The sequence below is a fragment of the Alistipes intestinihominis genome (assembly GCF_040095975.1).
Taxonomy (GTDB): domain Bacteria; phylum Bacteroidota; class Bacteroidia; order Bacteroidales; family Rikenellaceae; genus Alistipes; species Alistipes senegalensis.
On the sequence record NZ_JBBMFL010000009.1, the window covers coordinates 69,023 to 95,817 of the forward strand.

Below are 26,795 nucleotides of genomic sequence, written 5' to 3' on the forward strand. Positions count from 1 at the left end.
ATAAGGATTGGAAATAAGCCGTTAAATCGTTACTTTTGCGAGATAAGTAGTTACGAAAAAAGTTTTCTCGGATATGCAGTTTTTCAAACGCTGGAACAATATCACCGGCTGGGCGGTATTCGCCGTCGCGGCGATCGTCTACCTGATGACCATGGAACCCGTGTCGAGCCTCTGGGACTGCTCGGAGTTCATCGCCACCTCCTACAAGCTCGAAGTGGGGCATCCTCCCGGAGCCCCGCTGTTCATGATGCTGGCGCGCCTGGCCACGCTCTTCGCCTTCGGCAACCCCGACTACGTGGGCATCGCCGTCAACGCCATGAACTCGCTGGCCAGCGCTTTCTGCATCTTGTTCCTGTTCTGGACCGTCACCCACCTGGCGCGGCGTCTGCTGACCCGCAACGGCGGCGAACTCTCCGTGGCCGACACCGTCGCCGTGCTGGGCGCCGGAGCCGTCGGGGCCCTGGCCTACACCTTCACCGACACCTTCTGGTTCTCGGCCATCGAGGGCGAGGTCTACGCCCTGTCGTCGATGTTCACGGCGCTGGTCGTCTGGCTGATGCTCAAATGGGAGGAGCAGGCCGACGAACCCCACGCCTCGCGCTGGATCGTGCTGATCGCCTACCTGATGGGCCTCTCGATCGGCGTGCACATCCTCAACCTGCTGTGTATCCCGGCGCTGGTCTTCATCTACTACTTCCGCAAGACCGAACGGGTGACGTGGAAAGGCATCGCGTGGTCAACCGTGATCTCCGGCGCGCTGATCGTCTTCGTCAACAACTTCATCATCCCCTACACCGTCTGGTTCGGGGCGCAGATCGACACGCAGTTCGTCAACACGTTCGGCCTGCCGGTCAACTCGGGCATCACGCTCTTCGCGCTGGCGCTGATCGTCGGCCTGGGATGGGCCGCATGGACCGCCCACAAGCGGGGCCGCGTGCTGCTGAACATCATCCTGCTCTCGACGACGATGATCCTCGTCGGCTACTCGTCCTACGCCTCGGTGACGATCCGCGCCGCGGCCAACCCGCCGATGAACTCCAACAACCCCAACAACCCGCACGCCCTGCTGTCGCTCCTGAACCGCGACCAGTACGGCGACCGCCCGCTGCTGTACGGCGCGCAGTATTCGGCTCCCCCCGAGGGCGTGAAGGAGAAGAAGGTGTGGTATCTGGACGAGGACGGCAAGTACAAGACCGCCACGGTGCTGACGGGCTACACCCACTCGCCGGAGTTCATGACCCTCTTCCCGCGCATGTGGAACTACTCGAAAGGCGAAAAGGAGTACAAGCAGTGGGCCGCCTACCGCACCAAGACCGAGGCGCTGCGCGACGAGAACGGCGAAGTCCGCCGCGACGCGCAGGGACGCCCCGTGCGCGGCGAGGTGCTCGATTTCGGCCGCAGGAAGGTCTACACCGACTCCTACGGCGAAACCCGCACGGTCACGGAACCGACGTTCGGCGAAAACCTCAACTTCTTCTTCAACTACCAGCTCTCGTACATGTACTGGCGCTATTTCCTGTGGAATTTCGTGGGGCGCCAGAGCGACATACAGCCTTCGCGCACGACGATCACCGACGGCAACTGGCTCTCGGGCATCCGCTGGATCGACGAGATGTACCTCGGCCCGCAGGACAACCTGCCGCGCGAAATCGCCGAAAACAAGGGCCGCAACACCTACTATTTCCTGCCCTTCCTGCTGGGGCTGATCGGACTGCTGTACCAGCTGAACCGCGACCAGCGGAACTTCTCGATCGTGATGTGGTTGTTCGTGATGATGGGTATCGCGCTGGTCTTCTATTTCAACACCTCGCCCGGCGAGCCGCGCGAACGCGACTACGTCTATGCAGGCTCGTTCTATGCCTTCTCGATCTGGATCGGGTTCGGCGTGCTGGCCATCCGCGACCTGATCGCGTGGATCACCAAACGCAGCAACGTCACGGCTGCTGCCGCCGCAACCGTCCTCTGCATGGGCGTTCCGGCGATCCTCGCGGCCCAGAACTGGGACGACCACGACCGCTCGCACCGCACGATGGCCCGCGACATCGGCTGGAACTACCTGATGTCAACGCTTCCCAACTCGATCATCCTCAACTACGGCGACAACGACACCTTCCCGCTGTGGAACAACCAGGAGGTCTACGGCGTGCGCCCCGACGTGCGGATCATGAACACCTCCTACCTCGGGGGCGAATGGTACATCGACGAGATGAAGACCAAAGCCAACGAGGCCGCAGGGGTTCCGTTCTCGCTGCCCAAACGCAAGTACACCTACAACAACGACATGATCTACGTCACGAACAGCATTGACCGCGCGGTGGACATCCGCGAGGTGATGGACTTCGTGCGCAGCGACGACCCGCGCAGCCAGATCAAGCTCTCCGACGGTTCGATGACCGACTACATACCCACCAAGCGCATCGCGCTGCCGGTGAACAAGGAGAACGCCGTCGCTTCGGGCATCGTGGCCGAAAAGGACCGCGACAAGATGGTTGACACGGTGTACATCAACATCAAAAAGAACTCGCTGGACAAGAACCAGCTGATGATCCTCGACATGCTGGCCAATTTCGACTGGAAACGCCCGATCTACCTCACGCAGGTCTACATCCTGCAAGACTTCGGGCTGATGGACTACCTCCAGTTCGACGGCTATGCCTACCGTTTCGTGCCGATCCTTACCCCGGCGCAGAACCCCTTCGAGATCGGGCGCATCGACCCCGACTATGCGGCTCCGCTGCTGAAAGAGACCTTCCGCTACGGCAACCTCTCCGACCCGAGGGTCTACGCCGACTATTTCATCCAGTACAACCTCTCGGCCTCGCACGCCCGCGACGCCTTCGCCCGCGTGGCCAAGGAACTGCTGCGGCAGGAGCGCGTCGCAGAGGCCGTCGAGCTGCTCGACCTGGGGCTGGAACGGATGCCGACTTCGCAGGTGCGCTTCACCGACACCAACACCTACCCCTTCCTCGAAGCCTACTACGCCGCTGCGGCGATGGGCGACGCGGAGGCCGCCGAGAAGGGCGACGCGCTGCTGCGGGAGTATGCCCAGACGCTGATCGAATACATCGAGCACTACCTCCGTTTCGAGGGTGCACAGGGCGACATGGTTTCGGGCATCATCGACGAGAAGCTCGACCAGCTGGGCGACGTTTACTACCTGGCCAGCTACGCGGGCCGCAGGGAGGTGCTCGCCGAACTGAACACCTACTACCGTTCGCTGGGAGTCTCGGAAGAGAACCTGATCGACGCGGGCGACAAGCCCCAGCAGCCCGATTCGGCCCGCTTAAGAAGCGGGATTTAGGAGCGACGGTCCGCATTAACCGGATTGCCCGCTTCAATCCCATTGAAAACCCGCAGCCTATGCAGAACGCACGGAGCAATCCGTGCGTTTTTTTGTGCGCCGCAGGAGCGATTGCGTGCACTTTTTCGTATATTTGCCGGGTACAAACCCCCAAAACCCCGAACTTATGCCGCTGTTCATTCCGAAAGAGTACACGGCCAAACTCGCTCCCGAAACGATGGAGCAGGCCATCACCTACCTCAAAGAGATTTTTCCCGACATGCTGGCCCGCAGCCTGCGCCTGCGCCGCGTCACGGCCCCGCTGTTCGTGCTTTCGGGCACGGGCATCAACGACGACCTCAACGGCGTGGAACGCCCCGTGTCGTTCCCGATCCGCGACCTGGGCGAACGCCGTGCCGAAGTGGTGCACTCGCTGGCCAAGTGGAAACGCATGAAGCTCGGAGCCTACAAGATCGCCCCGGGATACGGACTCTACACCGACATGAACGCCATCCGCGCCGACGAAGAGCTGGACAACATCCACTCGCTCTACGTCGATCAATGGGACTGGGAGCGCACGATGCGCCCCGAGGAGCGCAACCTCAGCTTCCTGAAAGGGATCGTCGAAACGATCTACGAGGCGATGAAAGCCGTCGAAGAGGAGGTCTACGAACTCTACCCGCACATCACGCCCATCCTGCCCGAACGGATCACGTTCATCCAATCCGAAGAGCTGCTGCGGGAGTTTCCCTCGCTCACGCCCAAGGAGCGCGAGCAGGCCGCCGCACGGAAATACGGCGCGCTGTTCCTCATCGGCATCGGCGGCGAACTGTCGAACGGCCAGCGTCACGACGGACGCGCCCCGGACTACGACGACTGGAGCACTCCGACCGAAGGGGGATTCAAGGGGCTCAACGGCGACATCATCGTCTGGAACCCGGTTCTCGAAAACGCCTTCGAGCTGTCGAGCATGGGTATCCGCGTGGACCGCGAGGCGCTCGAACGGCAGCTGTCGATCTGCGGATGTCCCGAGCGGCGCGAGATGGAGTTCCACCGGATGCTGCTCGAAGGGCGTCTGCCGCTCTCGATCGGCGGCGGTATCGGACAATCGCGGCTGTGCATGTTCTACCTGCGGTGCGCCCATATCGGCGAGGTGCAGGTCAGCATCTGGCCCGAGCAGATGACCGCCGAGTGCGCCGCCCACGGCATCTACCTGAAATAAGCCCGCCCTTCTAAAACCCGCCCGCCTAAGAGGCGGGTTTTAGGAGGGGGGGGGTGCTTCGGGGCGCTTTCCGTCCGGTTCCGCGCCTCTTCAGTCAGATGCAGCGGCGGCCTGAACCTCTATTGTCATTGCGAGGAGCGCAGCGACGCGGCAATCCGATCGGAAAGCCGTAACCTTACAACTGCATTTATCGGGTTCCCACGCTCACCTCCGTTCGCTCGGAATGACCCACCTAAGAAGTGGGGTTCAAGGGGCAATGGTTGCTTCAGAACGCTTTCCGTCCGGTTCCGCGCCTCTCCCGTCATTGCTCGGCCCGGCTAAAAGCCGGATGTTAGGGCGCGACGGAATGTCAGGACGCTTTCCACCCTCATCTGCGCCTTTTCCGTCATTGCGAGGCATCGCAGATGCCGTGGCAATCCGATCGGAAAATCGTGACCTTGCACCGCATTCAGAGGCGAATTTAAGGGCTGCTGAAACATCTTATACCTCGTCCATATTGAAAACCCCGCACTTTCCGGTGCGGGGTTTATTTGTGCAGCCGAAAAAAAAGCGGCGGGCAAAGGAAAACTCTGAAGAATTCAATAATCAGTGACGCAACTCACACCTTTGCTCCGCCGCATGCCATTCCGGCCCGGTATCTGCTGTTTCATACGACAAAGATAAATAAAATTTCCCATTACACACTATATAGGGTGTAATAAAATTTTATTTCAAAGTCATCTTTGCACCATGAAGCCGAGAAGCCCGAAAAGAGTGAACAACTCATTGACCTCAGCCGTTGCGTGGAAATTGAAACAACTCCGCGTTGCCAAAGGGTTCTCGCAGGAATATGTAAAGGAAAACACCGGAGTAAACATACAACGCAGCGAATCCAGCACGACAACCGTATCCCTGATTACGTTGGATATTCTCTGCAAATTCTACGGCACCTCGCTGAAAGAGTTTTTCAACGAACTCGACCAATAAAATCAACCCCTGCTTCTTTCGAAGCAGGGGTTGATTTATCGCATCTTCAATGCGAAGGCTTTATGTACTTTTTGGCCGCAAAAAATACCGCTGAAACGCATTCCGAGCGAACGGAAGTGAGCGCGGGAATCCGAAGAATGCGTTGTAAGGTTACGGCTTTCCGATCGGATTGCCACGGCATCTGCGATGCCTCGCAATGACAATAGAGGTTCAGGCCGCCGCTGCATCTGACTGAAGAGGCGCGGAACCGGACGGAAAAGCGTTCCGAAGCAACCATTGCCCTTGAACCCCACCTCTTAGGTGGGTCATTCCGAGCGAACGGAGGTGAGCGTGAGAATCCGATAAATGCAGTTGTAAGGTTACGACTTTCCAATCAGATTGCCGCGTCGCTACGCTCCTCGCAATGACGAAAAAGGCGCAGATAAGGGTGGAAAGCGTCCTGACATTCCGTCGCGCCCTAAAACCCGCCTCTTAGGCGGACCGAGCAATGACGGGAGAGGCGCAGTACCGGACGGAAAGCGCTCCGAAACACCCCCTCCCCTAAATCCCGCTTCTTAAGCGGGTCTTAAGCGGCGGCTCTTGGGCGGGCGGAGTTATTTCCCGGTGGCCGGCTGATCGGGCGTCTTGCCCTCTTTCTTACTCTTGTTGTAGAGGAATCGCTTGATCTTCTGCGTGGGGGTCTTGATGAAATCCTCCTTCTCCTCGACCACCTCCGAGATGCGCGAAAAACGGTTGACCTTGGCGTTCACGAAATCCATGATCTCCTTCTTCAACTGCTCGGTCTTGGCCTCCCAAGCCTCCTTCTTGCTCTCCCACTCCTCGCGCCAGTCGTCGATCATCGACTCGATCTCCTCCCGGTTGAAGTGCACGAGGGCTATGAGACGCCCCTCCTGCTCCGTGACGATCGAATCGGCGATGCAGACGTGCGAATTCAGCACCGTTTCGATGTCCTCGGGATAGATGTTCTCGCCCCCGGGCCCCACGATCATATTCTTCAGACGGCCTTTGATGTAGAGCCATCCGTCCTTGTCGAACTCCCCGAGATCGCCTGTGCGGAACCAGCCGTCGGCCGTGAAAGCCTCCTTCGTGGCCTCGGGATTCTTGAAATACCCCACCATCGCGCTCGGCGTGCGGGCCACGATCTCGCCCTGCCGGGTTTCGGGATTGACATTCTCCAAACGCAGTTCGACCCCCGGAGCCTGGGGGCCCGTCGATCCGAGACGCACTTGCGAGGGAGCGGCTCCGGCCAGCAGCGGCGCGGTCTCGGTCAGCCCGTAACCGATGGCATAGGGCACTTTCGCTTCGAGCAGAAACCGTTCGGCCCCGCCGTCGAGCTTCGCTCCGCCGATGCCGAGGAAGCGCAGGCGGCCTCCGAAGAGCTTCAGGAGCTTCTTGCCGGCCATGCGGTTGAGATAGCGGCGCATGAAGCCGATCCGGTAGAGCATGCGCCAGAAGCGCGTGGAGTTGAATTTGGCGAGCACCTGATGGCGGTAGATCTTCTCGATGACCAGCGGCACGATCAGCATCACCGAGGGACGGATGGCCCGCAGGGCGGGCATCAGCGCCGACGCCGTGGGCGGACGGTCGAGATAGACGATCCGGGCGCCCATCGAGAAGGGATAGATCATGCCGATCGAACATTCGTAGGTGTGCGACAGGGGCAGCACCGAGAGGAACGTATCGTCGCCGCCGACCGGGAAAATCGCCTCCGAGATGGCACCCTGCGCGCACAGCGCCGCATGGGTCAGCATCACGCCCTTGGGCTTCGAGGTCGTGCCCGAGGTGTAGATGATCACGGCGAGGTCGTCGGGTCTGGGGATGCCGGTCGAACCCTCCTCGCGGACGCGCTGGGCGATGACGCCGAGATTCTTGGTGCGGACCACGACGTTGAGCCGTTCGATGGTGTCGCGGGAAAGCTTGGTGAAGAGTTTGTCGGAAACCAGCAGCGCCTTGGCCTCGGAGTGTTCGATGATCATGTCGAGCTCCTCGCCCGAGAAGTCGGGCAGGATCGGCACGGCGATCATGCCGGCCGAGGTCACGGCGAAGTAGCAGACGCCCCAGTTGGGCATGTTGCTGCTCAGCAGGGCCACCTTGTCCCCGGCGCGAAGCCCCGCTCCGGCCAGGATTTCCTGCACTTTGGCAATACGACGGCCCGCCTCGGCGTAAGTCACGTCTTCGCCCTCGAACATCGAAAAGGCGATTTTCGACGCGAACTTCTCCACGCTGTTGCGGGCCAGTTCGTACAATGTATTGATTGTCATGGTACGTTCTCGTTTATGTGCGTTGAGATAACGCAAAAGTCCGGGGCGAAATTACTAAATTCCGGCGAAAAAACACTACTTTTGAGACAAAATAACAGCATGCTCGACCTTCTGAACATCAAAAAACTTGCCGCCGATGCGGGCTTCGACCTCTGCGGCGTCGCGCCGTGCCGCCACCTGTCCGAGGGCGAAGCGCGGTTCCGGGCATGGCTGGCGCGCGGCGGGCAGTCGTCGCTGGGCTACATGGAGCGCAACGCCGAGAAGCGTTTCGACCCCCGGCTGCTGGTCGAGGGGGCCCGCACGGCCGTCGTCTGCGCCGTCTCCTACAAGAACGCCGCCTCGGAGGGCTATCCGGCCGGACACCGCACCAAAATCGCCTCCTACGCCTGCACGGCGGACTATCATACGACCATCCGGGCCATGCTCGCACAGCTGTTCGAGGCCCTGCGCGCGGCGTATCCCGGGCTCGGGGGCCGGGCGTTCACCGACACGGCGCCGCTGGCCGAAAAGCAGCTGGCCGCGGAGGCCGGACTGGGCTGGATCGGACGCCAGTCGCTGCTCGTGACGCCGCAGTTCGGCACCTGCGTCCTGCTGGGCGAGCTGATCCTCACCGACGAGGCCGACGCCTACGACACGCCGTTCGGAGAGGAGCGCTGCGGCACGTGCCGCCGGTGCGTCGAAGCCTGCCCCACGGGGGCCATCGCCCCGGACCGGACCATCGACACCGCGCGCTGCATCTCGTGCCGCACCATCGAGAAGGTCCCGGAGAGCGACGCCGGCCTCGACGGCTGGATCTTCGGCTGCGACTGCTGCCAGAGCTGCTGCCCCTGGAACCTGCGCGCGCCGCGGCACCGCAACGCGGCGTTCGACCCCGTGTTCGACCCGCTGGCGATGGACGCCGCGGCATGGCTGGGGATGGACGAAACGGCGTTCGAGGCCCTCTGCGGCCGCACGCCGCTGACCCGCAGCGGACTGGCCCGCATCCGGGAAAACGTCCGCCGGAACATCGCCCCCGAAGAGCCCTCGGAACGCTGAACCGGCCTCCCCGCCCCTCGCCTCCGATACGGCAAATGCGACCCGCCCCCAACACCAGCCCAGCAGAACCCGACCCAGCCCCCTCCGACACGGCAAACCCAGCCCAACACCCAACGCCCCGCCCCCGCCGGGCACGAAAAAAGCGGGTCCCGGAAATCCGGAACCCGCCGTATGACAGTCGTTCGTCCGCGAACTACTTCGACAACTCGGCCAGCGCGGCCTTGGCGCTCTCGGCAGCGGGACCTGCGGTCACCTTCTGGAAAGCGGCGATGGCCTGCGGCTTCATCTCCTTGGCGTTGTAGGCTGCGCCCAGCAGGTAGTACATCAGGCTCTTGTCCTCGGGATCGGTCTGAGCGTCGGCGGCGGTCTGGGCCAGCTCGATCACCTTGGCGTAATCCTTCTTGTTGGCATAAGCCTGCAAACGGACCTTCTCGGCCAGCGCGCTCGCCGGATTCTTGGCCAGCATGGCGTCGGCTGCGGCGATGATGCCGTCGAAGTTGTTGGCCTCCTGCAACTTGGCCACCATGTTATTGGTGTAGAGCGTGATCATCTCCTTGGCCTTGGCGGCAGCCTCGGCATATTTGGGGTGCGTCTTGGCCGCAACGGCCTCGTAGATCTCCATACCCCGCTCGTACAGAGCCATATCGCCCGTGTTCATGAACATCTCGCAGTAGCTCATCGCCAGGTTCAGCGCCATGTCCGTATTGTCGGGGTCGGCCTTGTAGCCCTTCTCGAAGATGCCGGCGGCCGTCGCGTAATCCTTGTTGTTGAAAGCGTCGCCGCCCTGAATCTGATACATCTTGGCGACCCAGCCGTTGGCCTTGGCCATCTGGTTCATGTCACCGTAGAGCTCGGCCAGCTCGGCGGACTTGGTGAAATTCTTCAGCGCCTCGTCGTAGTTCTTGCCTTTCAGCGCCCCGCCGCCCAGCATGAAATAGCAGTTGGGGAGCGTCTTCTTGGCGGTTGCCACCAGCGAAGCGGCATCTTCGTTGTCCATCCCCTGGTCGATCACCTGCTCGAACTTCGCGGCGGCGCCGGCGAAATCCTTGGCGCCGTAAGCGGCCGCCGCCTCGTTGTAAATTGCCGTGAGATCCTGCGCCGAGAGCGATACCGCCGCCAGCAGCGCGACTACCGATACGAATAACTTTTTCATTGTCTTACTATTCGATTTTTAAGTTTTTCAGTCCGTGCACCCCGCCCGGAGATGCGTCGGTTGCAAAAGTATAAAAAAAATTCCTTTTTTACCAAATCTATCCGCGCAAACCCGCGAAAAAATCGTTCATCAGCGCTTCGCACTCTTCGCGGAGCACGCCCCGCGTCACGGTGGTCTTAGGATGGAACACGCTTTCGGAGTAGCGGCGGTAGCCCTTCTTCGGGTCGTCGGCGCCCCACACCACGCGGCTCACCTGCGCCCACCCGGCGGCTCCGGCGCACATGATGCACGGCTCGACCGTCACATACAACGTGCACTCCTGCAAGTATTTGCCTCCGAGCGTCGCGGCCGCGGCCGTCAGGGCCTGCATTTCGGCGTGGGCCGTGGGGTCGGCGAGCGTCTCCACGAGGTTGTGGCCCCGTCCGATGACGGCGTCCCCCGCCACGACGACGGCTCCGATGGGCACCTCCTGTTCTTTTAACGCCTTTTGCGCCTCGTTTAGTGCCAGGCGCATGAATTTTTCGTCGGTTTGCAGCTGATTCATCGCATTTTTTTTGCAAAGGTAAAAATTTTCGCTATATTTGTCCCAAGCAGTTCCGGCTGCGACGTTCTTGACATACGATAAATTTTATATTTATAAGGCATTAGCTTTTTCATTTGCAGCCCGAAATCTGGAAAATTTCAGCAAGAAGAAGTTATAGAGTTAATGCTCGTGTTGTTTCAACGCGGGCGTTATCTATGATTCTTCTTGCGGGTATTCCAGAACCTCGGGCGCGATCATACGAATTTCGTCCGCGTTTTTCGTTTTACGCGGGCCCCTCGGACCGAGCTCTGGGAAGCCTTCAAGCAATAAGCGCACATTAGCCCGCGGCGGGGCGTGCATACGGCACGTCCCGCCATCGTTTTTTTGGCCTTTTCCTTTCCGAATCCGGAACCTTTTTGCTAACTTTGCGGGTTGCAACAACAAAACGAACGAACATATTTCCATTTCCGCCATGTACAGAACCCATACCTGCGGCTGCCTCAGGGCCTGCAACGTCAACGAAACCGTCACCCTGGCCGGGTGGGTGCAGAAAATCAGAAACCTCGGGGCCATGACCTTCATCGACCTCAGGGACCGTTACGGTATCACCCAGATCGTCGTCGAGGAACACTCCCCGGCCGAAGCCCGCGCCGTGGCCTGCTCGGTGGGCCGCGAATGGGTCATCCAGGTCGTCGGCAAAGTCATCGAACGCGAGTCGAAGAACCCGAAGATGGCCACCGGGGACATCGAGGTGGCCGCCCAGAAGGTGGTCGTGCTACACGAAGCCGAGGTGCCCCCCTTCACCATCGAGGAGGTGTCGGACGGCGGCGACGACCTGCGCATGAAATACCGCTACCTCGACCTGCGGCGTCCGCCCCTGCAACGCAACATGATCCTGCGCCACAAGATGGCCCAGGAGATTCGCCGCTTCCTCGACTCCGAGGGATTTCTCGAAATCGAGACCCCCTGTCTGGTGGGTTCCACTCCGGAGGGCGCCCGCGACTTCGTGGTGCCCAGCCGCATGTCGCCCAACCAGTTCTACGCCCTGCCGCAGTCGCCGCAGACCCTCAAACAGCTGCTGATGGTCGCCGGCTACGACAAATATTTCCAGATCGTGCGCTGCTTCCGCGACGAGGACCTGCGCGCCGACCGTCAGCCCGAGTTCACGCAGATCGACTGCGAGATGTCGTTCGTCGAGCAGGAGGACGTGCTCGAAATCTTCGAACGCTGGGCCAAGCACATGTTCAAGCACGTGATGGGCATCGAGCTGACCGAGCCGCTGCGCCGCATGCCGTGGATCGAGGCGATGGAGAAATACGGCTCGGACAAACCCGACCTGCGCTTCGGCATGGAGTTCGCGGACATTACCGACCTTGCCAAAGGGCACGGTTTCAGCGTATTCGACGACGCCGAGTACATCACCGGATTCGCCGCCACGGGCTGCGCCGCGTACACCCGCAAGCAGATCGACTCGCTGACGGAGTTCGTCAAGCGGCAGCAGATCGGCGCCAAGGGCCTCGTCTGGATTCGCGTCGCGGAGGACGGCGTGAAGTCGTCGATCGACAAGTTCTACTCCCCCGAGGAGGTGCGCGCCATGGCCGAGCGCTGCGGCGCTGTGGCCGGGGATATGGTCTTCATCCTCTGCGGCAAGAAGTTCAAGACGCTGACGCAGCTGTGCGCCCTGCGCCTCGAAGTGGCCCAGCAGCTGGGGCTGCGCGACCCGCAGAAGTTCGCCCCGCTGTGGGTGGTGGACTTCCCGCTGTTCGAGTGGGACGACGAGACGCAGCGTTACTACGCCGTGCACCACCCCTTCACCTCGCCCAAGCTCGAGGATGTGCAATACCTCGACAGCGACCCGGGCCGCGTGCGCGCCAACGCCTACGACTTCGTCTGCAACGGCACGGAGATCGGCGGCGGCTCGATCCGTATCCACGACTCGAAATTGCAGGAGAAGATGTTCGAACTGCTGGGCTTCACGCCCGAGGAGGCGCAGAAGCGCTTCGGCTTCCTGATGAACGCCTTCAAATACGGCGCGCCCCCTCACGGCGGACTGGCGTTCGGATTCGACCGTCTGTGTTCGCTGTTCGGCGGTTCGGAGTCGATCCGCGACTACATCGCTTTCCCGAAGAACAACGCCGGCCGCGACATGATGCTCGACGCCCCGGGCTACATCGACCAGTCGCAGCTCGACGAACTGTATCTGGAGCTGCGGAAGCCGGAGGAGTAAAGCAAAATCATCCCGACGGAAATCAATTCACCCCTGCCGCAGGTTGCGGCAGGGGTGAAATCATAAAAAAAGCACTATCTTTGTCCGACGAAAAGCGTCATTGCGGGGTTTCGGCAGATCGCCCGTCGCCTGCGGCTCCCCGCAATGACAGACAAAACTAAAACCGCCGCCATGTCAGCACCCTTAGCCGAACGACTGCGCCCCCGCACGATAGACGAATATATCGGGCAGGAACATCTCGTGGGTAAAAACGGGGTGTTCCGAAAATTCTTCGAGACGGGAAATGTCCCGTCGTTCATCCTTTGGGGGCCTCCGGGCGTAGGCAAAACCACCCTGGCCAAGATCGTCGCCACGCAGTTGGAACGCCCGTTCTTCACCCTCTCGGCCGTCACGTCGGGCGTGAAGGACGTGCGCGAGGTGATCGAATCGGCGCGCAAGCAGCGGTTCTTCGACCAGCGCCCGCCGTTCCTCTTCATCGACGAGATCCACCGCTTCAACAAGTCGCAGCAGGATTCGCTGTTAGGAGCCGTCGAGCAGGGCGTCGTCACGCTGATCGGCGCCACGACGGAGAACCCCTCGTTCGAGGTGATCTCCCCGCTGCTGAGCCGCTGTCAGGTCTACATCCTCAAGTCGCTCGAAGACAAGGACCTGCAAGTGCTGCTCGACCGAGCCCTGACGACCGACACCGAACTGAAGGAACGCGACATCGAGGTCACGGAGACCGGCGCGCTGTTCAAATTCTCGGGCGGCGACGCGCGCAAGCTCCTGAACATCCTCGACATCGTCGTCGGAGCCACGGACGGCAAGGTGACGATCTCCGACCAATACGTCACCGACTGTCTCCAACAGAATATCGCCCTCTACGACAAGAACGGCGAACAACATTACGACGTTATCTCGGCCTTCATCAAGTCGGTCCGGGGCAGCGACCCCAACGCCGCGATCTACTACCTCGCGCGGATGCTGGCCGGGGGCGAGGAGCCGCGGTTCCTGGCCCGGAGGCTGGTGATCCTGGCCTCGGAGGACATCGGGCTGGCGAATCCCAACGCCCTGCTGCTGGCCAACGCCTGCTTCGACACGGTGCACAAGATCGGCATGCCCGAAGCGCGCATCACGCTGGCCGAGACGACGATCTATCTGGCCACGAGCCCCAAGAGCAATTCGGCCTACATGGCCATCAACAAGGCGATGGGGCTCGTCGAACACGACACGACGAACCGCCCGGTGCCGCTGCACCTGCGCAACGCCCCGACCAAACTGATGGACCGGGCGGGTTACGGCAAAGGGTACAAATACGCCCACGACTACGCCGGGCACTTCGCCGAGATGGAGTTCCTGCCGGAATCGCTCTCGGGCACGAAATTCTACGAACCCGACACGCAGAACGCCACCGAAGCGAAGATCGCCGAACGGATGGCGCAACTCTGGAAAGACAAATACAAATAAGATGAAGCGCATCGGTATCCTGTCCGACACCCACGGCACGTTCGACGAAACCCTGATGAATTTCTTCCGGGACGTCGATGAACTCTGGCACGCGGGCGACATCGGGTCGATCGAACTGGCCGACCGGATCGCCGCCTTCAAACCGCTCCGGGCCGTCAGCGGCAACATCGACGGCGGACTGACCCGCCGCGTCTATCCCCAGTTCCTCTCGTTCGAATGCGAGGGTGTCCGGGTGCTGATGACCCACATCGGGGGCTATCCGCGCCGCTACGACCCGCGCGCCGTCGCCAAGATCCAGTCCGTGCGCCCGAAGCTCTTCATCGCCGGACACTCCCATATACTCAAGGTGGCTTACGACCCCGTCTACGACCTGCTGGCGGTCAATCCCGGAGCCGCCGGGGAGTTCGGATTCCACAAGGTCCGCACCGCCGTAAGGCTGGTGATCGACGGTACGGACATGCGCGACATGGAGGTCGGCGAATGGCCGCGAAAATAGAAAAATCGGACTTACCCCGAGCCAAAAGAGCTAACTCACCCCGGCTTTTTCAGCCACCTTCCTACCTGAATGCAATTTATATATCAAAAAAAGCCGGGAACGTATCTCGGACAGACTTTGCTGGTAGTCAGAGAAATAAACGGTGCATTCCGCCGGGGCACCCCACAAAACGGACCCGACTGCACGATTCCGCCCATCGGAAAACCAATACCGCCCGCAACCGACTGATAAACAGCCCGTAGTCCCAAGCCTCAGGATCGGACCGAAACGGACCCGGCACACGGAACCGATTAATAATCAACAGGCACGGTTCACCTGCTAAACAAAAACGATCTTACAATAATCATATACGCCTCGCCGTTAGTATAGCGAATTCACTAACGACGACGCAACATGCAACCGAAAATCTCAAAAACGCTGGAAGGCATCATCGCCCGTTCGGCATTCAACACAACGAAGGCAGGAATGACGCACTCGTTCAAAGACTTCCTCACGCTGGAACTGCTCCGCGAAGAGGGCTCCCTCGCCTATCAACTCTTGTCCTCCCGTCTCAAGGACTGGGAGCTCTACCAGGTACGCCTGCGCATCGAACGCGAGATAATCACCGTCAAACCGCAGGAGTCCCTCTCGCCGGAGACCTTCTTCCGGGATTTCACCGAGGAGCTGCTCGCCACATCGGGGGCTGTCCGGAGCGTCTCGACCGCCCACGCGCTGCTGGCCGTCATCAAGGACCGCACGACCGCCACGTCGCGCGTGCTGGAAATGTACCATGTGACGCCGGAGATCGTCGCCGAAGAGCTGCAAAAGTTCTCCGTGGGCGACGACTTCCGCTCCGAAATACAGGTCCACATGCTCGACTTCGGCGAGGAGAACAAATCCGCCGGAAAGGAGTCGGAACACCTGCTGGACAAATTCGGTGTGAACCTCACGCGGCTGGCCCGCGAGGGCAAGATCGACCCGGTCGTGGGCCGCGAGCAGGAGATCGAGCGCGTGGTGCAGATCCTTTCGCGCCGCAAGAAGAACAACCCGATCCTGATCGGCGAAGCCGGCGTGGGCAAAAGCGCCATCGTCGAGGGGCTGGCGCTGCGCATGGCGCGCGGCGAGGTGCCCTACACCATCGCCGACAAGACGCTCTTCTCGCTCGATGTCTCGTCGCTCGTGGCGGGCACGAAGTTCCGCGGCGAGTTCGAGGAGCGCATGCAGCAGCTGATCGACGAACTGCGCAAGGCCAAGGATACGATCATCTTCATCGACGAGATCCACACCATCGTCGGCGCGGGCTCCACGCAAGGCAGCCTCGACACGGCCAACATCCTCAAACCGGCCCTGGCGCGCGGTGAACTGCAAACCATCGGCGCGACGACGCTCGACGAGTACCGCGAGAACATCGAAAGCGACTCGGCGCTGGAACGCCGTTTCCAGAAGGTGGTGATCGAGCCCACAACGCCCGAGCAGACGCTCCAGATCCTGCGCAACATCGCCCCCCACTACGAGCGCTACCACAAGGTGCACTACACCGAGGAGGCGTTGCAAGCCTGCGTGAACCTCACCGGACGCTACATCACCGACCGCTACTTCCCCGACAAGGCCATCGATGTCATGGACGAGGCCGGATCGCGGGCCCACCTGCAATCGGCGCGCGAACCCGAGGAGCTGCAAGCCATGAAGACGGCACTCTGCGAAGCCAAGCGCGAACGCCGCGAAGCGATCGAAGCGCTGGTCTACGAAAAGGCCGCCTCGGCCCGCATGCGCGAAATCGCGCTGCGCTCGAAGCTGGGCGAAACCAGCGCCGAATGGAAACGCTCGCTGGAAAACAACCCCGTGGAGATCACCGCGGAGCACATCCAGCAGGTCATCACGGCGATGACGGGCATCCCGGCCGAGCGGGTTTCGAGCGGCGAAATGGCCCGTCTGCAAACCCTGCGCGACCACCTCGCCCGGCGCGTGGTGGGGCAGCAGGAGGCCGTGGAGAAGATCTCGCGCACGATCCGGCGCTCCCGCGCGGGTCTGAAAGACGAGAACCGCCCCATCGGGGTCTTCCTCTTCGTGGGTCCCACGGGCGTAGGCAAGACGCTGCTGGCCAAGGAGGTGTCGAAATGGCTGTTCGACGAACACCGCGGACTGATCCGGATCGACATGAGCGAATACAGCGAGAAACACAACGTGGCGCGCCTGATCGGCTCGCCCCCCGGATACGTCGGTTACGGCGAAGGAGGCCAGTTAACGGAGGCCGTGCGTCGTCAGCCCTACGCCGTGGTGCTCTTCGACGAGATCGAAAAGGCCCATCCCGAGGTCTTCAACACCATGTTGCAGATCTTCGACGAGGGGCACCTCACCGACGGCTCGGGACGCAGGGTCGATTTCCGCAACACGATCATCATCATGACCTCGAACGTGGGTTCGCGAGCCGTGATCCAGAAATCGGTGCATGTGGGTTACAGCACCACTTCGAAGAGCGCCGTGGCCGACCGGACGCCCCAGAGCGAATACCGCAAGGCGCTGGAGCAGACCTTCGCCCCGGAGTTCCTGAACCGCATCGACGACATCATCCTGTTCCGCACGCTGGAAATCGCCGACGTGGAACGGATCATCGAGCTGGAGTTGCAGGGATTGCTCAACCGCACGAAGAAGCTGGGCTACAAGGTGAAGATCACTGAAGGGGCCAAACGCCGCCTGGCGGCCATGGGCTACGAATCGCGCTACGGAGTCCGCTCGCTGAAACGGACGCTGATGGACAACGTCGAAGAACCGCTTTCGTCGCTGATCATCGACGGCAAACTCCACGAGGGCGACACCGTGGTCGTGGAGTCGGACAAGGCCCACGGCGTGAAGCTGCGCGTGGCGTAAGCCCGGCGCACCTCTTACCGAAATCCCCGCGGGATGCCGTTCTGCATCCTGCGGGGATTTTTCTGCGGCTCTCTTTGGCCGCAGCAAAAGCATCGTTCCGGACGGCATTCCCGGCGATTTTTGCCGCCCCGGCAGGGAGCGGCGCTGTATTTCGCGCCAAAATTCGTACCTTTGCGCACCTATGTACAAATTCGCAACATACAAAGACCAATACAAGGCCAACCTGCGGCTGGCGCTGCCCGTGGTGCTCACGCAACTGGGCCAGATCCTGACGCAGTTCGCCGACAACCTTATGGTCGGCCGCTACGGCGGAGACGACCCCACGCCGCTGGCTGCCGTGTCGTTCGGCGGCGCGGTCTTCTTCATCCTCTTCATCGCCGCCGTCGGCATCGCACTCGGCATGACGCCCCTCGTGGGCGAACTCTACGCCCAGGGCGACCGCGAGAAATCGGCGGGCCTGCTGCAAAACGGCATCCTCTTCTACGGACTGCTCGGCCTGACGATGGCCGTCGTGCAGTATGCCGCCATCCCGCTGCTCTACCATCTCGGCCAGCCCGCCGAAGTGGTCGATATGGCCATCCCCTACTACAAGATGCTGGTTTACAGCATGCCTTTCATCATGCTGTTCTTCACCTTCAAACAGTTCCTCGAAGGCGTGGGCAACACGAAAGTCGAAATGGCGGTCACGATCGTCGCCAACCTGGCCAACATCGGCTTCAACTGGGTCTTCATCTACGGCCGCTACGGATTCCCCGAGATGGGCGCCGAAGGCGCGGGCCTCGGCACGCTGCTGTCGCGCATCATCGCCCCGATCGGGATGATCGGCTACTTTTACAGCCGCCACAAATACCGCGCTTACCTCGACGGATTCTCGCCCCGCAACTACTCGTGGGCCACGGTCAAACGGCTGCTGCACATGGGGCTTCCGATCTCGCTGCAAATGTTCCTCGAAGCCTCGGCCTTCGTCGGCACGGGGATCATGATGGGGTGGTTCGACAAGGAGACCATGAGCGCCAACCAGATCGCCACGACCATCGGCAACTGCGCCTTTATGATCGTCATGTCGATCGGCGCGGCCACCACCATCCGCGTGTCGCACTGCTACGGAGCACGCAACATCGGCGAACTGTCGCTGGCGGCCAAGGCGTCGTACCACCTCGTGCTGGCGTGGAACGCCTTCGCGGCCATCGTCTTCATCACGATGCGCAACGTCATCCCGACGCTCTTCACCACCAACGCCGAGGTGATCGCCATCGCCTCGCAGCTGATGGTCTTCGCCGCGCTGTACCAGCTTTCGGACGGCATCCAGAACGTCTCGGTGGGCATTCTGCGGGGTATTCAGGACGTGAAGATCATCATGCCGATCGCCTTCGTGTCGTACTGGCTGCTGAACCTCCCGGTGGGCTACCTCTTCGGCTTCACGATGGGCATGGGCCCTTCGGGGCTCTTCCTGGGCTTCTCGTTCGGACTCTCGGCCGCCGCCGTGATGATGATCCTGCGCATCCGCCGCAGCATTCGCCGCTTGTATGCAAGCGGCAATTAAGAATTAAAAATCGGGGCGGGCATCTTCGGGGATATTTCGAATGGCAATCCTCTCGATTTTTAATTTTTAATTTTTAACTTTTAATTGATTATTCGTATCTTTACGCAAATTATACCCGTCAATGGATAGCGAAAAACAACATACAGGCGCCTGCAAACCCGAAGTGGGCCGCGGATGCGCCTTCTGCGACTGCGGCTCGGAGAGCGAGGCCAGGCTCTGCGACGGCTGCTTCAAGCTCCACGAAACCCCCTGGCTCGACGAGTATCCGGTCAACGTGCCGACCGACATCGTCGAGGTGCGCTTCAAGAACACCCGCCGCTCGTTCTACCAGAATGTCAACAAGCTGCCCCTCAAACGGGGCGACATCGTGGCCGTCGAGGCATCGCCGGGCCACGACATCGGCATCGTGTCGCTCACGGGCGACCTCGTGGCGCGGCAGATGCGCCGCACGGGCTTCAACCCCTTCAACGGCGAATACCGCAAGATCTACCGCAAGGCCAAGCCCTACGACATCGAAAAGTGGCAGGAGGCCATCGCCCTGGAGCACGAAACGATGATCGCCTCGCGCCAGATCGCCGCCGACATGGGACTGAACATGAAAATCGGCGACGTGGAGTATCAGGGCGACAAGATCAAGGCCATCTTCTACTACATCGCCGACGAGCGCGTCGATTTCCGCGAGCTGATCAAGGTCTTCGCCGAGCGGTTCCACATCCGCATCGAGATGAAGCAGATCGGCGCCCGCCAGGAAGCCGGACGCATCGGCGGACTGGGCGCCTGCGGCCGCGAACTGTGCTGCGCGTCGTGGATGTCGAGCTTTTCGAGCGTCACCACGGGCGCCGCGCGCGTGCAGGACATCTCGCTCAATCCCCAGAAGCTGGCCGGGCAGTGCTCGAAGCTCAAATGCTGCATGATGTACGAATACGACACCTACGTCGATGCCCGCAAGGAGTTCCCGCGGCTGCGCGAGCCGTTGCAGGCCGTCGAAGGGGAGTGGTTCCTCGTCAAGAGCGACGTGCTGGCCGGCACGATGACCTTCTCGTCGTCGAAAGACACGATGGCCAACGTCGTCACGCTGCCCATATCGCGCGTGCGGGAGATTCTGGCGCTGAACCGTCAGGGCAAGAAGGTCGAGCAGCTGCAACACGCCGACGACATCCGCCCGACGGTCGAGGAGCCGACCTACCGTTCCGAGGAGGACAGTATCACCCGTTTCGACCAGGCCAAGCGCCGCAACAAGCGCGGAGGCCGCAACAACAAGGGCCGCGGCGGCGACCGTCCGCAGCAGAACGGCGGCGGAAACGAACGCCGGGAGGCTTCGGGAGAGGCCCGCACGCCCCGCGAAGGTCAGCAGGGACGCCCCGAACAGCGGCGTCAGCAGCGTCCGAACAACGGCGGCGAACGGCCGCGCAACAACAATTCCGAGGGCGGCGGCAACGCTCCCCGCGAGAACAACGGCAACCGGAACCGCAACAACCGGCGCCGCCGCGGCAGCGGAGGCAACGGAGGCGGCAATAACGGGAACAACGGCGGGAACGGCGGCAACGGCGGGAACGGCGGCAACGGCGGCAACGGCGGCAACAACGGCGGATCGCCCCAAAACCAATAGGCGCGTGAGGGCTTCGGCACGGCATATCGCCGCGGCCGCGACGGCCGCACTGCTGGCCGGAGGGTGCGTTTCGCCCCACCAGTCGGCGGCCACGGATGTCGATCCGTTCCGCTGGGAGCTGGGCACCGAAATCCTCCTGCCGAATGCCGACACCGTGACCCTGCGCGACGCGAAGGTGTTTCTGCGCTGCAACGACCGCTTCGCCGAAGATACGCTGACGCTCCGCATCGCCACCGTGACGCCCGATTCGCTCCGCTTCGAGGAGCCTTTCCGGCTGGTCATCCCCCGCGGAGAGAGCCGCCCGACACCGCTGATGCGCGAAATAGTCGTCCCCTACCGCATCCACATGCGGTTCGCGCAGCAGGGCGACTACCGCTGCATCCTCACGCCGACACGCCCCGTCCGCGGGGTCGAAGCCGTGGGCATTAACCTGACAAAGAGCGAATAGATACGCAATATGGGCAAAGACAAGCTCCGGAGGTTCCGCGAGAACCTCGGTTTCGAATGTTTCGTACAACCCGAATTCGACGAGGTGTTCCGCCGCGACCACCCGCTGAAAGGGAACTGGCGCCGCGACTTCTTCCGCAACGACAACCCCATCGTGCTGGAACTGGGGTGCGGCAAGGGCGAATACACCGTGGCGCTGGCCGAACGCGACCCGATGCGCAACTACATCGGCATCGACATCAAGGGGGCCCGCATGTGGCGGGGCGCCCGCACCGCCACCGACCGCAAGATGCCCAACGTGGGCTTCCTGCGCACCCGCATCGAGTTCATCAACGCGCTGTTCGCCGAAGGCGAGGTCGCCGAGATCTGGATCACCTTCCCCGATCCGCAGCTCAAAACGCGCCGGGCCCGCAAGCGGCTCACCTCGCCCGTCTATCTGGCCTACTACGCCGGACTGCTCCAGGCGGGCGGAGCCATCAACCTCAAAACCGACTCCAAACACCTCTACGCCTACACCGCCGAGGTGATCCGCCGCTTCGGGCTTCCCTGCGAGGTCTCCGAACCGGACATCTACGGCACGGGCCGCGCCGACGAGGTGCTCTCGATCAAGACCGCCTACGAGGAGCGGTTCCTCGGCATGGGGCTTCCGATCACCTACACCCGTTTCTCGCTCGGCGACCGCCGCGACTTCCCGTGGTTCGACTGGGAGGGAGACGACGAAACGGAGAAGGACAGCGAAGCCGAACGGCAACTCCGGTAATCCTGCGCAAACGAAAACAACTCATATTCCGAAATATCATGGATGTAAAGATCGCACCCGACTGGAAAGAGATCCTCGCCCCCGAATTCGAGAAACCCTATTTCGCCGCCCTTACGGAGTTCGTACGGCAGGAGTACGCCTCGCGGCGCATCTTTCCCCGCGGCAGCAACATTTTCCGGGCCTTCGACAAATGCCCGTTCGAAAAGCTGAAAGTGGTCGTCATCGGCCAGGACCCCTATCACGGTCCCGGACAGGCCAACGGACTCTGTTTCTCGGTCGCCGACGGCGTTCCCTTCCCGCCCTCGCTGCAAAACATCTTCAAGGAGGTCGCCGACGACACCGGCACGCCCATCCCCCCGACGGGCAACCTCGACCGCTGGGCCGAGCAGGGGGTGCTGCTGCTCAACGCCGTGCTGACGGTCCGCGCCCACGAGGCGGCCTCGCATGCCGGGCACGGCTGGGAGACCTTCACCGACGCCGTGGTCCGCGCCATCGCCGAACGCAAACAGCACATCGTCTACATGCTCTGGGGCAGCTACGCCCAGCGGAAAGGCGCCATCGCCGATCCCGGACAGAACCTGATCCTCAAGGCCGTGCACCCCTCGCCGTTGTCGGTCTACCGGGGATTCTTCGGCTGCCGCCACTTCTCGCGCGCCAACGAATACCTCCGCTCCGTGGGCAAGGAGCCGATCGTGTGGTAACCTCCCGGAACACAAAAATCCCGGCCTCGCAATGAGCGAGGCCGGGATTTTTTACGGACTGCGGGACTCCCTATCCCAGATAGGATTTCAGCAGCTTCGACCGCGACGAGTGGCGGAGGCGGCGGATGGCCTTCTCCTTGATCTGACGCACACGCTCACGCGTCAGGTCGAACTTCTCGCCGATCTCCTCGAGGGTCATCTCCGAGGTGCCGATGCCGAAGAAATACTTGATGATGTCGCGCTCACGCTCCGTCAGGGTCTCCAGCGCACGGTCCACCTCCGTCGATAACGACTCGTTGATCAGCCCGCGGTCGGCGTTGGGCGAATCGGGATTCACCAGCACGTCGAGCAGCGAATTGTCCTCGCCGTCGGCGAACGGAGCGTCCACCGAAACGTGGCGGCCGGCGACACGCAGCGTGTCGGTGACCTTCTCCTTCGGGAGTTCCAGCTCCGTGGCCAGCTCCTCGGGCGACGGCGTGCGCTCGTGCTCCTGTTCGAAGCGGGCGAACGCCTTGTTGATCTTGTTCAGCGACCCCACCTGGTTCAGCGGCAGGCGCACGATGCGCGACTGCTCGGCCAACGCCTGAAGGATCGACTGGCGAATCCACCACACGGCGTAGGAGATGAACTTGAAACCGCGGGTTTCGTCGAACTTCTCGGCGGCCTTGATCAGTCCGAGGTTGCCCTCGTTGATCAGGTCCGGGAGGCTCAGTCCCTGATTCTGGTATTGTTTGGCCACGGACACCACGAAGCGCAGGTTGGCTTTGGTGAGCTTTTCGAGCGCTTCCTGGTCTCCTTTCTTGATTCGCTGGGCGAGTTCCACCTCCTCCTCGACCGTGATGAGCTCCTCCTTGCCGATTTCCTGCAAGTACTTGTCCAGCGAGGCGCTTTCGCGGTTGGTGATGGACTTTGTGATCTTTAATTGACGCATATCTCTAACTACCTAAAAAATTATCTCTCTGCACAACCCGCCCGGGTCCGCGTACCTACTCCACCAGCGTATAGCTTGCCGAGCGTCCGTTGGGATAGACGCCGTCGATCGCCGTGACCTTCTCCGTCATCCGCTGCATGTCGTTGAGCGAATAGACCGGACGGTCGTTGATGTGAGTAATTACAAATCCCTGCTTGACACGGGCGCGGGCCAGAATTCCGTCGGCCTTGATGCCGACCACCTGTACGCCGCCCTTGATGTCGAGCTCGCGGCACAGTTTGGCGCCCGCATCGGCGAACTTACCTCCGAGGGCCTCGACCACATCGACATCCTCCTTGGTAACCAATTCCGTTTTACCTGCCTTATTACGCAAAGTAACGTCAAATTGTTTCACCTTGCCGTCTCTTTTTACCGACAATTTCACCGTATCGTTGGGCCGGCGCTTGGCGACCTGCTCCTGGAGCGTCGAGGGATCGGTGACTTTCACGCCGTCGATGTCGAGAATGATGTCGCCCTTGCGGATTCCGGCCTCCGAGGCCGAACCGCCCTCGATCACACCGGCCACGTAGGCCCCGCCGAGCTCCTTGATGCCGAGCTCCTTGCCCTCCTCGTCGAGGAAGTCCTGATCCACGACGCGGAACTGGATGCCCAGCAGCGCGCGCTGCACGACGCCGAACTCCTTGAGGTCCATCACGACCTTCTTGACGATCGACTCGGGAATGGCGAACGAATAGCCCACATAGCTGCCCGTCTGCGACTTGATGAGCGTGTTGATGCCCACCAGCTCGCCGTGCGTGTTGACCAGCGCACCGCCCGAGTTGCCGGGGTTCACCGCCGCGTCGGTCTGGATGAACGCCTCGATGCGGAAGTCATTGGGAATGACGCCCAGCTGACGCGCCTTGGCGCTCACGATACCGGCCGTGATGGTCGATTGCAGGTCGAACGGCGAACCGATCGCCAACACCCACTCGCCCAGACGCAGGGCGTCGGACGATCCGAAAGCCAGCGTCGGGAGCCCCTCGGCCTCGATCTTCAGCAGGGCGAGGTCCGTCGCCGAGTCCTTGCCGATGAGTTTGGCATCGAACGAACGGCCGTCGTTGAGCTTCACCTTGAGTTTCGAGGCGCCGTCCACCACGTGGTTGTTCGTGACGATGTAGCCGTCCCCCGAAATAATGACGCCCGAACCGCCCGCGCGCTGTTCGCGGTACTGCGGACGCCCGTCGCCGCGGCCGTAGTCCTGCGGAATGCCGAAGAACTCCAGGAACGGGTCGTAACCGCCCCGGCGCTGGGGCATCTCGACCTGCTGGATAGCCTCGATGTTCACGACGGCTTTCACCGCATTCTCGGCGGCATAGGTCAGGTCGGGATACTGATCGGCCTGGTAGGAGGTGAACTGTGCGCCCAGCGCGGGAGTGCGTTCCACCTCGCGCTCGACATATCGTACCGAATCACTGCGGTCGCCCGCAACGGTCCACGCCGTAAGTCCGCCGGCTGCGGCCGACACGGCGACTATTCCTAAAATCAAAAATGCCTTTTTCATAATGAATTAAAGTGTTAAGTTCTATTAATCGGAGGCAACTTCATTGCATAAGCCGTACGTTTAGATTTCAAATTCGTAGGACAAACGCACAATAACGCCCGGTTAGTATGTCATTTTCACACAAAAATCGGGACATCCGCGCCGGACATCCCGATTTTTCAACACATTCGTCCGTCAAAGTCCGAATTCCTTCCGGATCTGCTCCACGGCGTCGAGTTTCTCCCAGCCGAAGAACTCGATCTCGCGCTCGATCTCCGCGCCGTTCTCCCAGACTTTCTCGGTCCGGGTGTAGGGCCGGTTGCCGAAATGTCCGTAGGAGGCCGTGGCCTCGAAGATCGGATTTTTCAGTCCGAAGCGCTTCACGATGGCCGCGGGGCGCAGGTCGAAGAGTTTGCCGATGCGGCGGGCGATCTCCCCGTCGGTCATGCCCTTCAACGCCTCGGGACGGGGCGAATTGTAGGTATCGACATAGATCGACAGCGGCTCGGCGATGCCGATGGCATACGACAGCTCCACCAGAATCTGGTCGGCGACGCCCGCCGCCACGAGGTTCTTGGCGATGTGCCGCGCGGCATAGGCCGCCGAACGGTCCACCTTCGAAGAGTCCTTGCCCGAGAAGGCGCCGCCGCCGTGCGCGCCGCGCCCGCCGTAGGTATCGACGATGATCTTGCGGCCCGTGAGGCCCGTATCCCCGTGGGGGCCTCCGATCACGAACTTGCCCGTGGGATTCACGTGCAGGATGTAGTCGTCGCCGATCAGCTCCGCGAGCTGGTCTCCGGCACGCTCCAGACGCGCCTTGACGCGCGGGATCAGGATCGTGCGCACGTCCTCGCGGATCTTCTCCTGCATCTGCCGCTCCGCCTCCTTCTCCGAGCGGCCCTCGCCCGGGAGGATGAACTCGTCGTGCTGCGTCGAAACCACGATCGTATGCACGCGCAGCGGCTTGTTCGTCGTCTCGTCGTACTCCATCGTCACCTGCGACTTCGAGTCGGGGCGCAGGTAGGTCATCACCTTGCCTTCGCGGCGGATGACGGCCAGCTCTTTCAGAATCACGTGCGAGAGGATCAGCGTCGCAGGCATCATCTCGCGGGTCTCGTTGCAGGCATAACCGAACATGATGCCCTGATCGCCGGCGCCCTGCTCCTCCTCGGCCTCGCGGACGACGCCCTGATTGATGTCCGACGACTGTTCGTGGATGGCCGACAGAATGCCGCACGAATTGCAGTCGAACTGGTATTCGCTCTTGGTGTAGCCGATGCGCTCGATCACGCGGCGCGCCACGCCCTGCACATCGACATAGGCGTCCGAACGCACTTCGCCGGCCACGACCACGAGGCCCGTGGTGCAGAGCGTTTCGCAGGCGACTTTCGAGTTGGCGTCGCGGCGCAGGAATTCGTCGAGGATTGCGTCGGAAATCTGGTCCGAGACCTTATCGGGGTGCCCTTCGGACACCGACTCCGATGTAAATAAAAAGCCCATTTTCATACATTTTTTAATGGTTAAACGTATAAAATGGGAAAAATTGGCTGCTTGGGAATAAAAAACGTGCTGTTTTAGCGATTTTTTATTGTGGTTTGCAATCAGTCAAATCTTTCCACATTCCCCGCTTGACAGACGGGACTGCAAAGATAGGCATAATTTCGGAATCTGCAAAACAAAAGCCACCGCTCAACGCGGTGGCTTCTGCACAATATATAAATAGGTATTACTTGCCGAGCATCTTCTTCACTTCGGCGGCGACTAAAAATCGTTGCCGCCGAAGGTCTGTCAATGACAACTATTTCCCGAGCATCTTCTTCACTTCGGCG

General features: G+C 61.2%; 19 protein-coding genes. 13 read left to right on the forward strand and 6 right to left on the reverse strand.

Features of this window, described 5'->3' with window-relative positions; genetic code table 11:
- Positions 1–73 precede the first annotated feature (73 nt).
- The 3 genes from WMO46_RS09115 to WMO46_RS09125 all read left to right on the forward strand — a co-directional run bounded on the left by WMO46_RS09115 (position 74) and on the right by WMO46_RS09125 (position 5,468).
- Complete coding sequence (locus tag WMO46_RS09115) at positions 74–3,301, forward strand: glycosyltransferase family 117 protein (RefSeq protein WP_302588350.1); 3,228 nt, start codon at positions 74–76, stop codon at positions 3,299–3,301.
- Between the two features lie 166 nt (positions 3,302–3,467).
- A complete protein-coding gene (asnA, locus tag WMO46_RS09120; protein ID WP_278963442.1) occupies positions 3,468–4,502 on the forward strand; it encodes an aspartate--ammonia ligase in 1,035 nt (344 codons plus the stop codon).
- A 729-nt stretch (positions 4,503–5,231) separates the two neighbouring features.
- Entirely contained in the window at positions 5,232–5,468 is a 237-nt protein-coding gene (locus WMO46_RS09125; protein ID WP_019151170.1) for a helix-turn-helix domain-containing protein, read from the forward strand.
- A gap of 593 nt (positions 5,469–6,061) precedes the next feature.
- On the opposite strand, the gene WMO46_RS09130 is transcribed toward WMO46_RS09125, so the two are convergent.
- Positions 6,062–7,729 (reverse strand): AMP-binding protein, encoded by a 1,668-nt coding sequence (locus WMO46_RS09130; protein ID WP_278964044.1) that lies wholly within the window; start codon positions 7,727–7,729, stop codon positions 6,062–6,064.
- A 99-nt stretch (positions 7,730–7,828) separates the two neighbouring features.
- On the opposite strand from WMO46_RS09130, the gene queG reads away from it, so the two are divergent.
- Positions 7,829–8,764, forward strand: a complete 936-nt coding sequence (gene queG / locus WMO46_RS09135) for a tRNA epoxyqueuosine(34) reductase QueG (protein WP_302588363.1) — start codon at positions 7,829–7,831, stop codon at positions 8,762–8,764.
- 193 nt (positions 8,765–8,957) lie between these two features.
- Here queG and WMO46_RS09140 read toward each other — a convergent pair whose 3' ends face one another.
- Positions 8,958–9,917 carry a tetratricopeptide repeat protein gene (locus WMO46_RS09140; RefSeq protein WP_278964259.1) on the reverse strand — a complete coding sequence of 320 codons (960 nt, stop codon included), beginning with the start codon at positions 9,915–9,917 and terminating at the stop codon, positions 8,958–8,960.
- Positions 9,918–10,014: 97 nt separating this feature from the next.
- Positions 10,015–10,461 carry a nucleoside deaminase gene (locus WMO46_RS09145; protein ID WP_129651648.1) on the reverse strand — a complete coding sequence of 149 codons (447 nt, stop codon included), beginning with the start codon at positions 10,459–10,461 and terminating at the stop codon, positions 10,015–10,017.
- A gap of 451 nt (positions 10,462–10,912) precedes the next feature.
- On the opposite strand from WMO46_RS09145, the gene aspS reads away from it, so the two are divergent.
- The 9 genes from aspS (at position 10,913) to ung (ending at position 22,516) form a co-directional block, all read left to right on the forward strand.
- On the forward strand, positions 10,913–12,667 hold the full coding sequence (gene aspS / locus WMO46_RS09150) for an aspartate--tRNA ligase (RefSeq protein WP_349094217.1): 1,755 nt from the start codon (positions 10,913–10,915) through the stop codon (positions 12,665–12,667).
- Positions 12,668–12,838: 171 nt separating this feature from the next.
- Positions 12,839–14,113 (forward strand): replication-associated recombination protein A, encoded by a 1,275-nt coding sequence (locus WMO46_RS09155; protein WP_278964454.1) that lies wholly within the window; start codon positions 12,839–12,841, stop codon positions 14,111–14,113.
- A gap of 1 nt (position 14,114) precedes the next feature.
- The gene (locus WMO46_RS09160; protein ID WP_019151178.1) at positions 14,115–14,609 is read left to right on the forward strand and encodes a metallophosphoesterase family protein; all 495 of its coding nucleotides are present in this window, start codon (positions 14,115–14,117) and stop codon (positions 14,607–14,609) included.
- Positions 14,610–15,002: 393 nt separating this feature from the next.
- On the forward strand, positions 15,003–17,456 hold the full coding sequence (locus WMO46_RS09165; protein ID WP_129651647.1) for an ATP-dependent Clp protease ATP-binding subunit: 2,454 nt from the start codon (positions 15,003–15,005) through the stop codon (positions 17,454–17,456).
- A 181-nt stretch (positions 17,457–17,637) separates the two neighbouring features.
- The gene (locus WMO46_RS09170; RefSeq protein WP_129651646.1) at positions 17,638–18,999 is read left to right on the forward strand and encodes an MATE family efflux transporter; all 1,362 of its coding nucleotides are present in this window, start codon (positions 17,638–17,640) and stop codon (positions 18,997–18,999) included.
- A 121-nt stretch (positions 19,000–19,120) separates the two neighbouring features.
- Positions 19,121–20,608 carry a PSP1 domain-containing protein gene (locus tag WMO46_RS09175; protein ID WP_278964462.1) on the forward strand — a complete coding sequence of 496 codons (1,488 nt, stop codon included), beginning with the start codon at positions 19,121–19,123 and terminating at the stop codon, positions 20,606–20,608.
- Between the two features lie 4 nt (positions 20,609–20,612).
- A complete protein-coding gene (locus tag WMO46_RS09180; protein WP_278964465.1) occupies positions 20,613–21,056 on the forward strand; it encodes a hypothetical protein in 444 nt (147 codons plus the stop codon).
- Positions 21,057–21,065: 9 nt separating this feature from the next.
- A complete protein-coding gene (gene trmB / locus WMO46_RS09185; protein ID WP_196018181.1) occupies positions 21,066–21,815 on the forward strand; it encodes a tRNA (guanosine(46)-N7)-methyltransferase TrmB in 750 nt (249 codons plus the stop codon).
- 38 nt (positions 21,816–21,853) lie between these two features.
- Positions 21,854–22,516 carry a uracil-DNA glycosylase gene (gene ung / locus WMO46_RS09190; protein WP_019151184.1) on the forward strand — a complete coding sequence of 221 codons (663 nt, stop codon included), beginning with the start codon at positions 21,854–21,856 and terminating at the stop codon, positions 22,514–22,516.
- Positions 22,517–22,586: 70 nt separating this feature from the next.
- On the opposite strand, the gene WMO46_RS09195 is transcribed toward ung, so the two are convergent.
- From WMO46_RS09195 to metK, 3 genes are all read right to left on the reverse strand, one after another.
- The gene (locus WMO46_RS09195) at positions 22,587–23,447 is read right to left on the reverse strand and encodes a sigma-70 family RNA polymerase sigma factor (RefSeq protein WP_010266169.1); all 861 of its coding nucleotides are present in this window, start codon (positions 23,445–23,447) and stop codon (positions 22,587–22,589) included.
- A gap of 55 nt (positions 23,448–23,502) precedes the next feature.
- Positions 23,503–24,987, reverse strand: coding sequence for a Do family serine endopeptidase (locus tag WMO46_RS09200; protein WP_129651642.1), 1,485 nt, complete (start codon positions 24,985–24,987; stop codon positions 23,503–23,505).
- Positions 24,988–25,161: 174 nt separating this feature from the next.
- Complete coding sequence (gene metK, locus WMO46_RS09205) at positions 25,162–26,466, reverse strand: methionine adenosyltransferase (RefSeq protein ID WP_278964470.1); 1,305 nt, start codon at positions 26,464–26,466, stop codon at positions 25,162–25,164.
- Between the last annotated feature and the right edge of the window lie 329 nt (positions 26,467–26,795).

What these genes read in the sequence shown, in the direction of transcription:
- ung (WP_019151184.1), top strand. Translation starts at nt 21,854, where the DNA reads ATGGATGTAAAGATCGCACCCGACTGGAAAGAGATCCTCGCCCCCGAA.
- WMO46_RS09140 (WP_278964259.1), bottom strand. Translation starts at nt 9,917, where the DNA reads ATGAAAAAGTTATTCGTATCGGTAGTCGCGCTGCTGGCGGCGGTATCG.
- aspS (WP_349094217.1), top strand. Translation starts at nt 10,913, where the DNA reads ATGTACAGAACCCATACCTGCGGCTGCCTCAGGGCCTGCAACGTCAAC.
- asnA (WP_278963442.1), top strand. Translation starts at nt 3,468, where the DNA reads ATGCCGCTGTTCATTCCGAAAGAGTACACGGCCAAACTCGCTCCCGAA.
- WMO46_RS09155 (WP_278964454.1), top strand. Translation starts at nt 12,839, where the DNA reads ATGTCAGCACCCTTAGCCGAACGACTGCGCCCCCGCACGATAGACGAA.
- WMO46_RS09175 (WP_278964462.1), top strand. Translation starts at nt 19,121, where the DNA reads ATGGATAGCGAAAAACAACATACAGGCGCCTGCAAACCCGAAGTGGGC.
- trmB (WP_196018181.1), top strand. Translation starts at nt 21,066, where the DNA reads ATGGGCAAAGACAAGCTCCGGAGGTTCCGCGAGAACCTCGGTTTCGAA.
- queG (WP_302588363.1), top strand. Translation starts at nt 7,829, where the DNA reads ATGCTCGACCTTCTGAACATCAAAAAACTTGCCGCCGATGCGGGCTTC.
- WMO46_RS09125 (WP_019151170.1), top strand. Translation starts at nt 5,232, where the DNA reads ATGAAGCCGAGAAGCCCGAAAAGAGTGAACAACTCATTGACCTCAGCC.
- metK (WP_278964470.1), bottom strand. Translation starts at nt 26,466, where the DNA reads ATGGGCTTTTTATTTACATCGGAGTCGGTGTCCGAAGGGCACCCCGAT.
- WMO46_RS09195 (WP_010266169.1), bottom strand. Translation starts at nt 23,447, where the DNA reads ATGCGTCAATTAAAGATCACAAAGTCCATCACCAACCGCGAAAGCGCC.
- WMO46_RS09145 (WP_129651648.1), bottom strand. Translation starts at nt 10,461, where the DNA reads ATGAATCAGCTGCAAACCGACGAAAAATTCATGCGCCTGGCACTAAAC.
- WMO46_RS09115 (WP_302588350.1), top strand. Translation starts at nt 74, where the DNA reads ATGCAGTTTTTCAAACGCTGGAACAATATCACCGGCTGGGCGGTATTC.
- WMO46_RS09200 (WP_129651642.1), bottom strand. Translation starts at nt 24,987, where the DNA reads ATGAAAAAGGCATTTTTGATTTTAGGAATAGTCGCCGTGTCGGCCGCA.
- WMO46_RS09170 (WP_129651646.1), top strand. Translation starts at nt 17,638, where the DNA reads ATGTACAAATTCGCAACATACAAAGACCAATACAAGGCCAACCTGCGG.
- WMO46_RS09130 (WP_278964044.1), bottom strand. Translation starts at nt 7,729, where the DNA reads ATGACAATCAATACATTGTACGAACTGGCCCGCAACAGCGTGGAGAAG.
- WMO46_RS09165 (WP_129651647.1), top strand. Translation starts at nt 15,003, where the DNA reads ATGCAACCGAAAATCTCAAAAACGCTGGAAGGCATCATCGCCCGTTCG.
- WMO46_RS09160 (WP_019151178.1), top strand. Translation starts at nt 14,115, where the DNA reads ATGAAGCGCATCGGTATCCTGTCCGACACCCACGGCACGTTCGACGAA.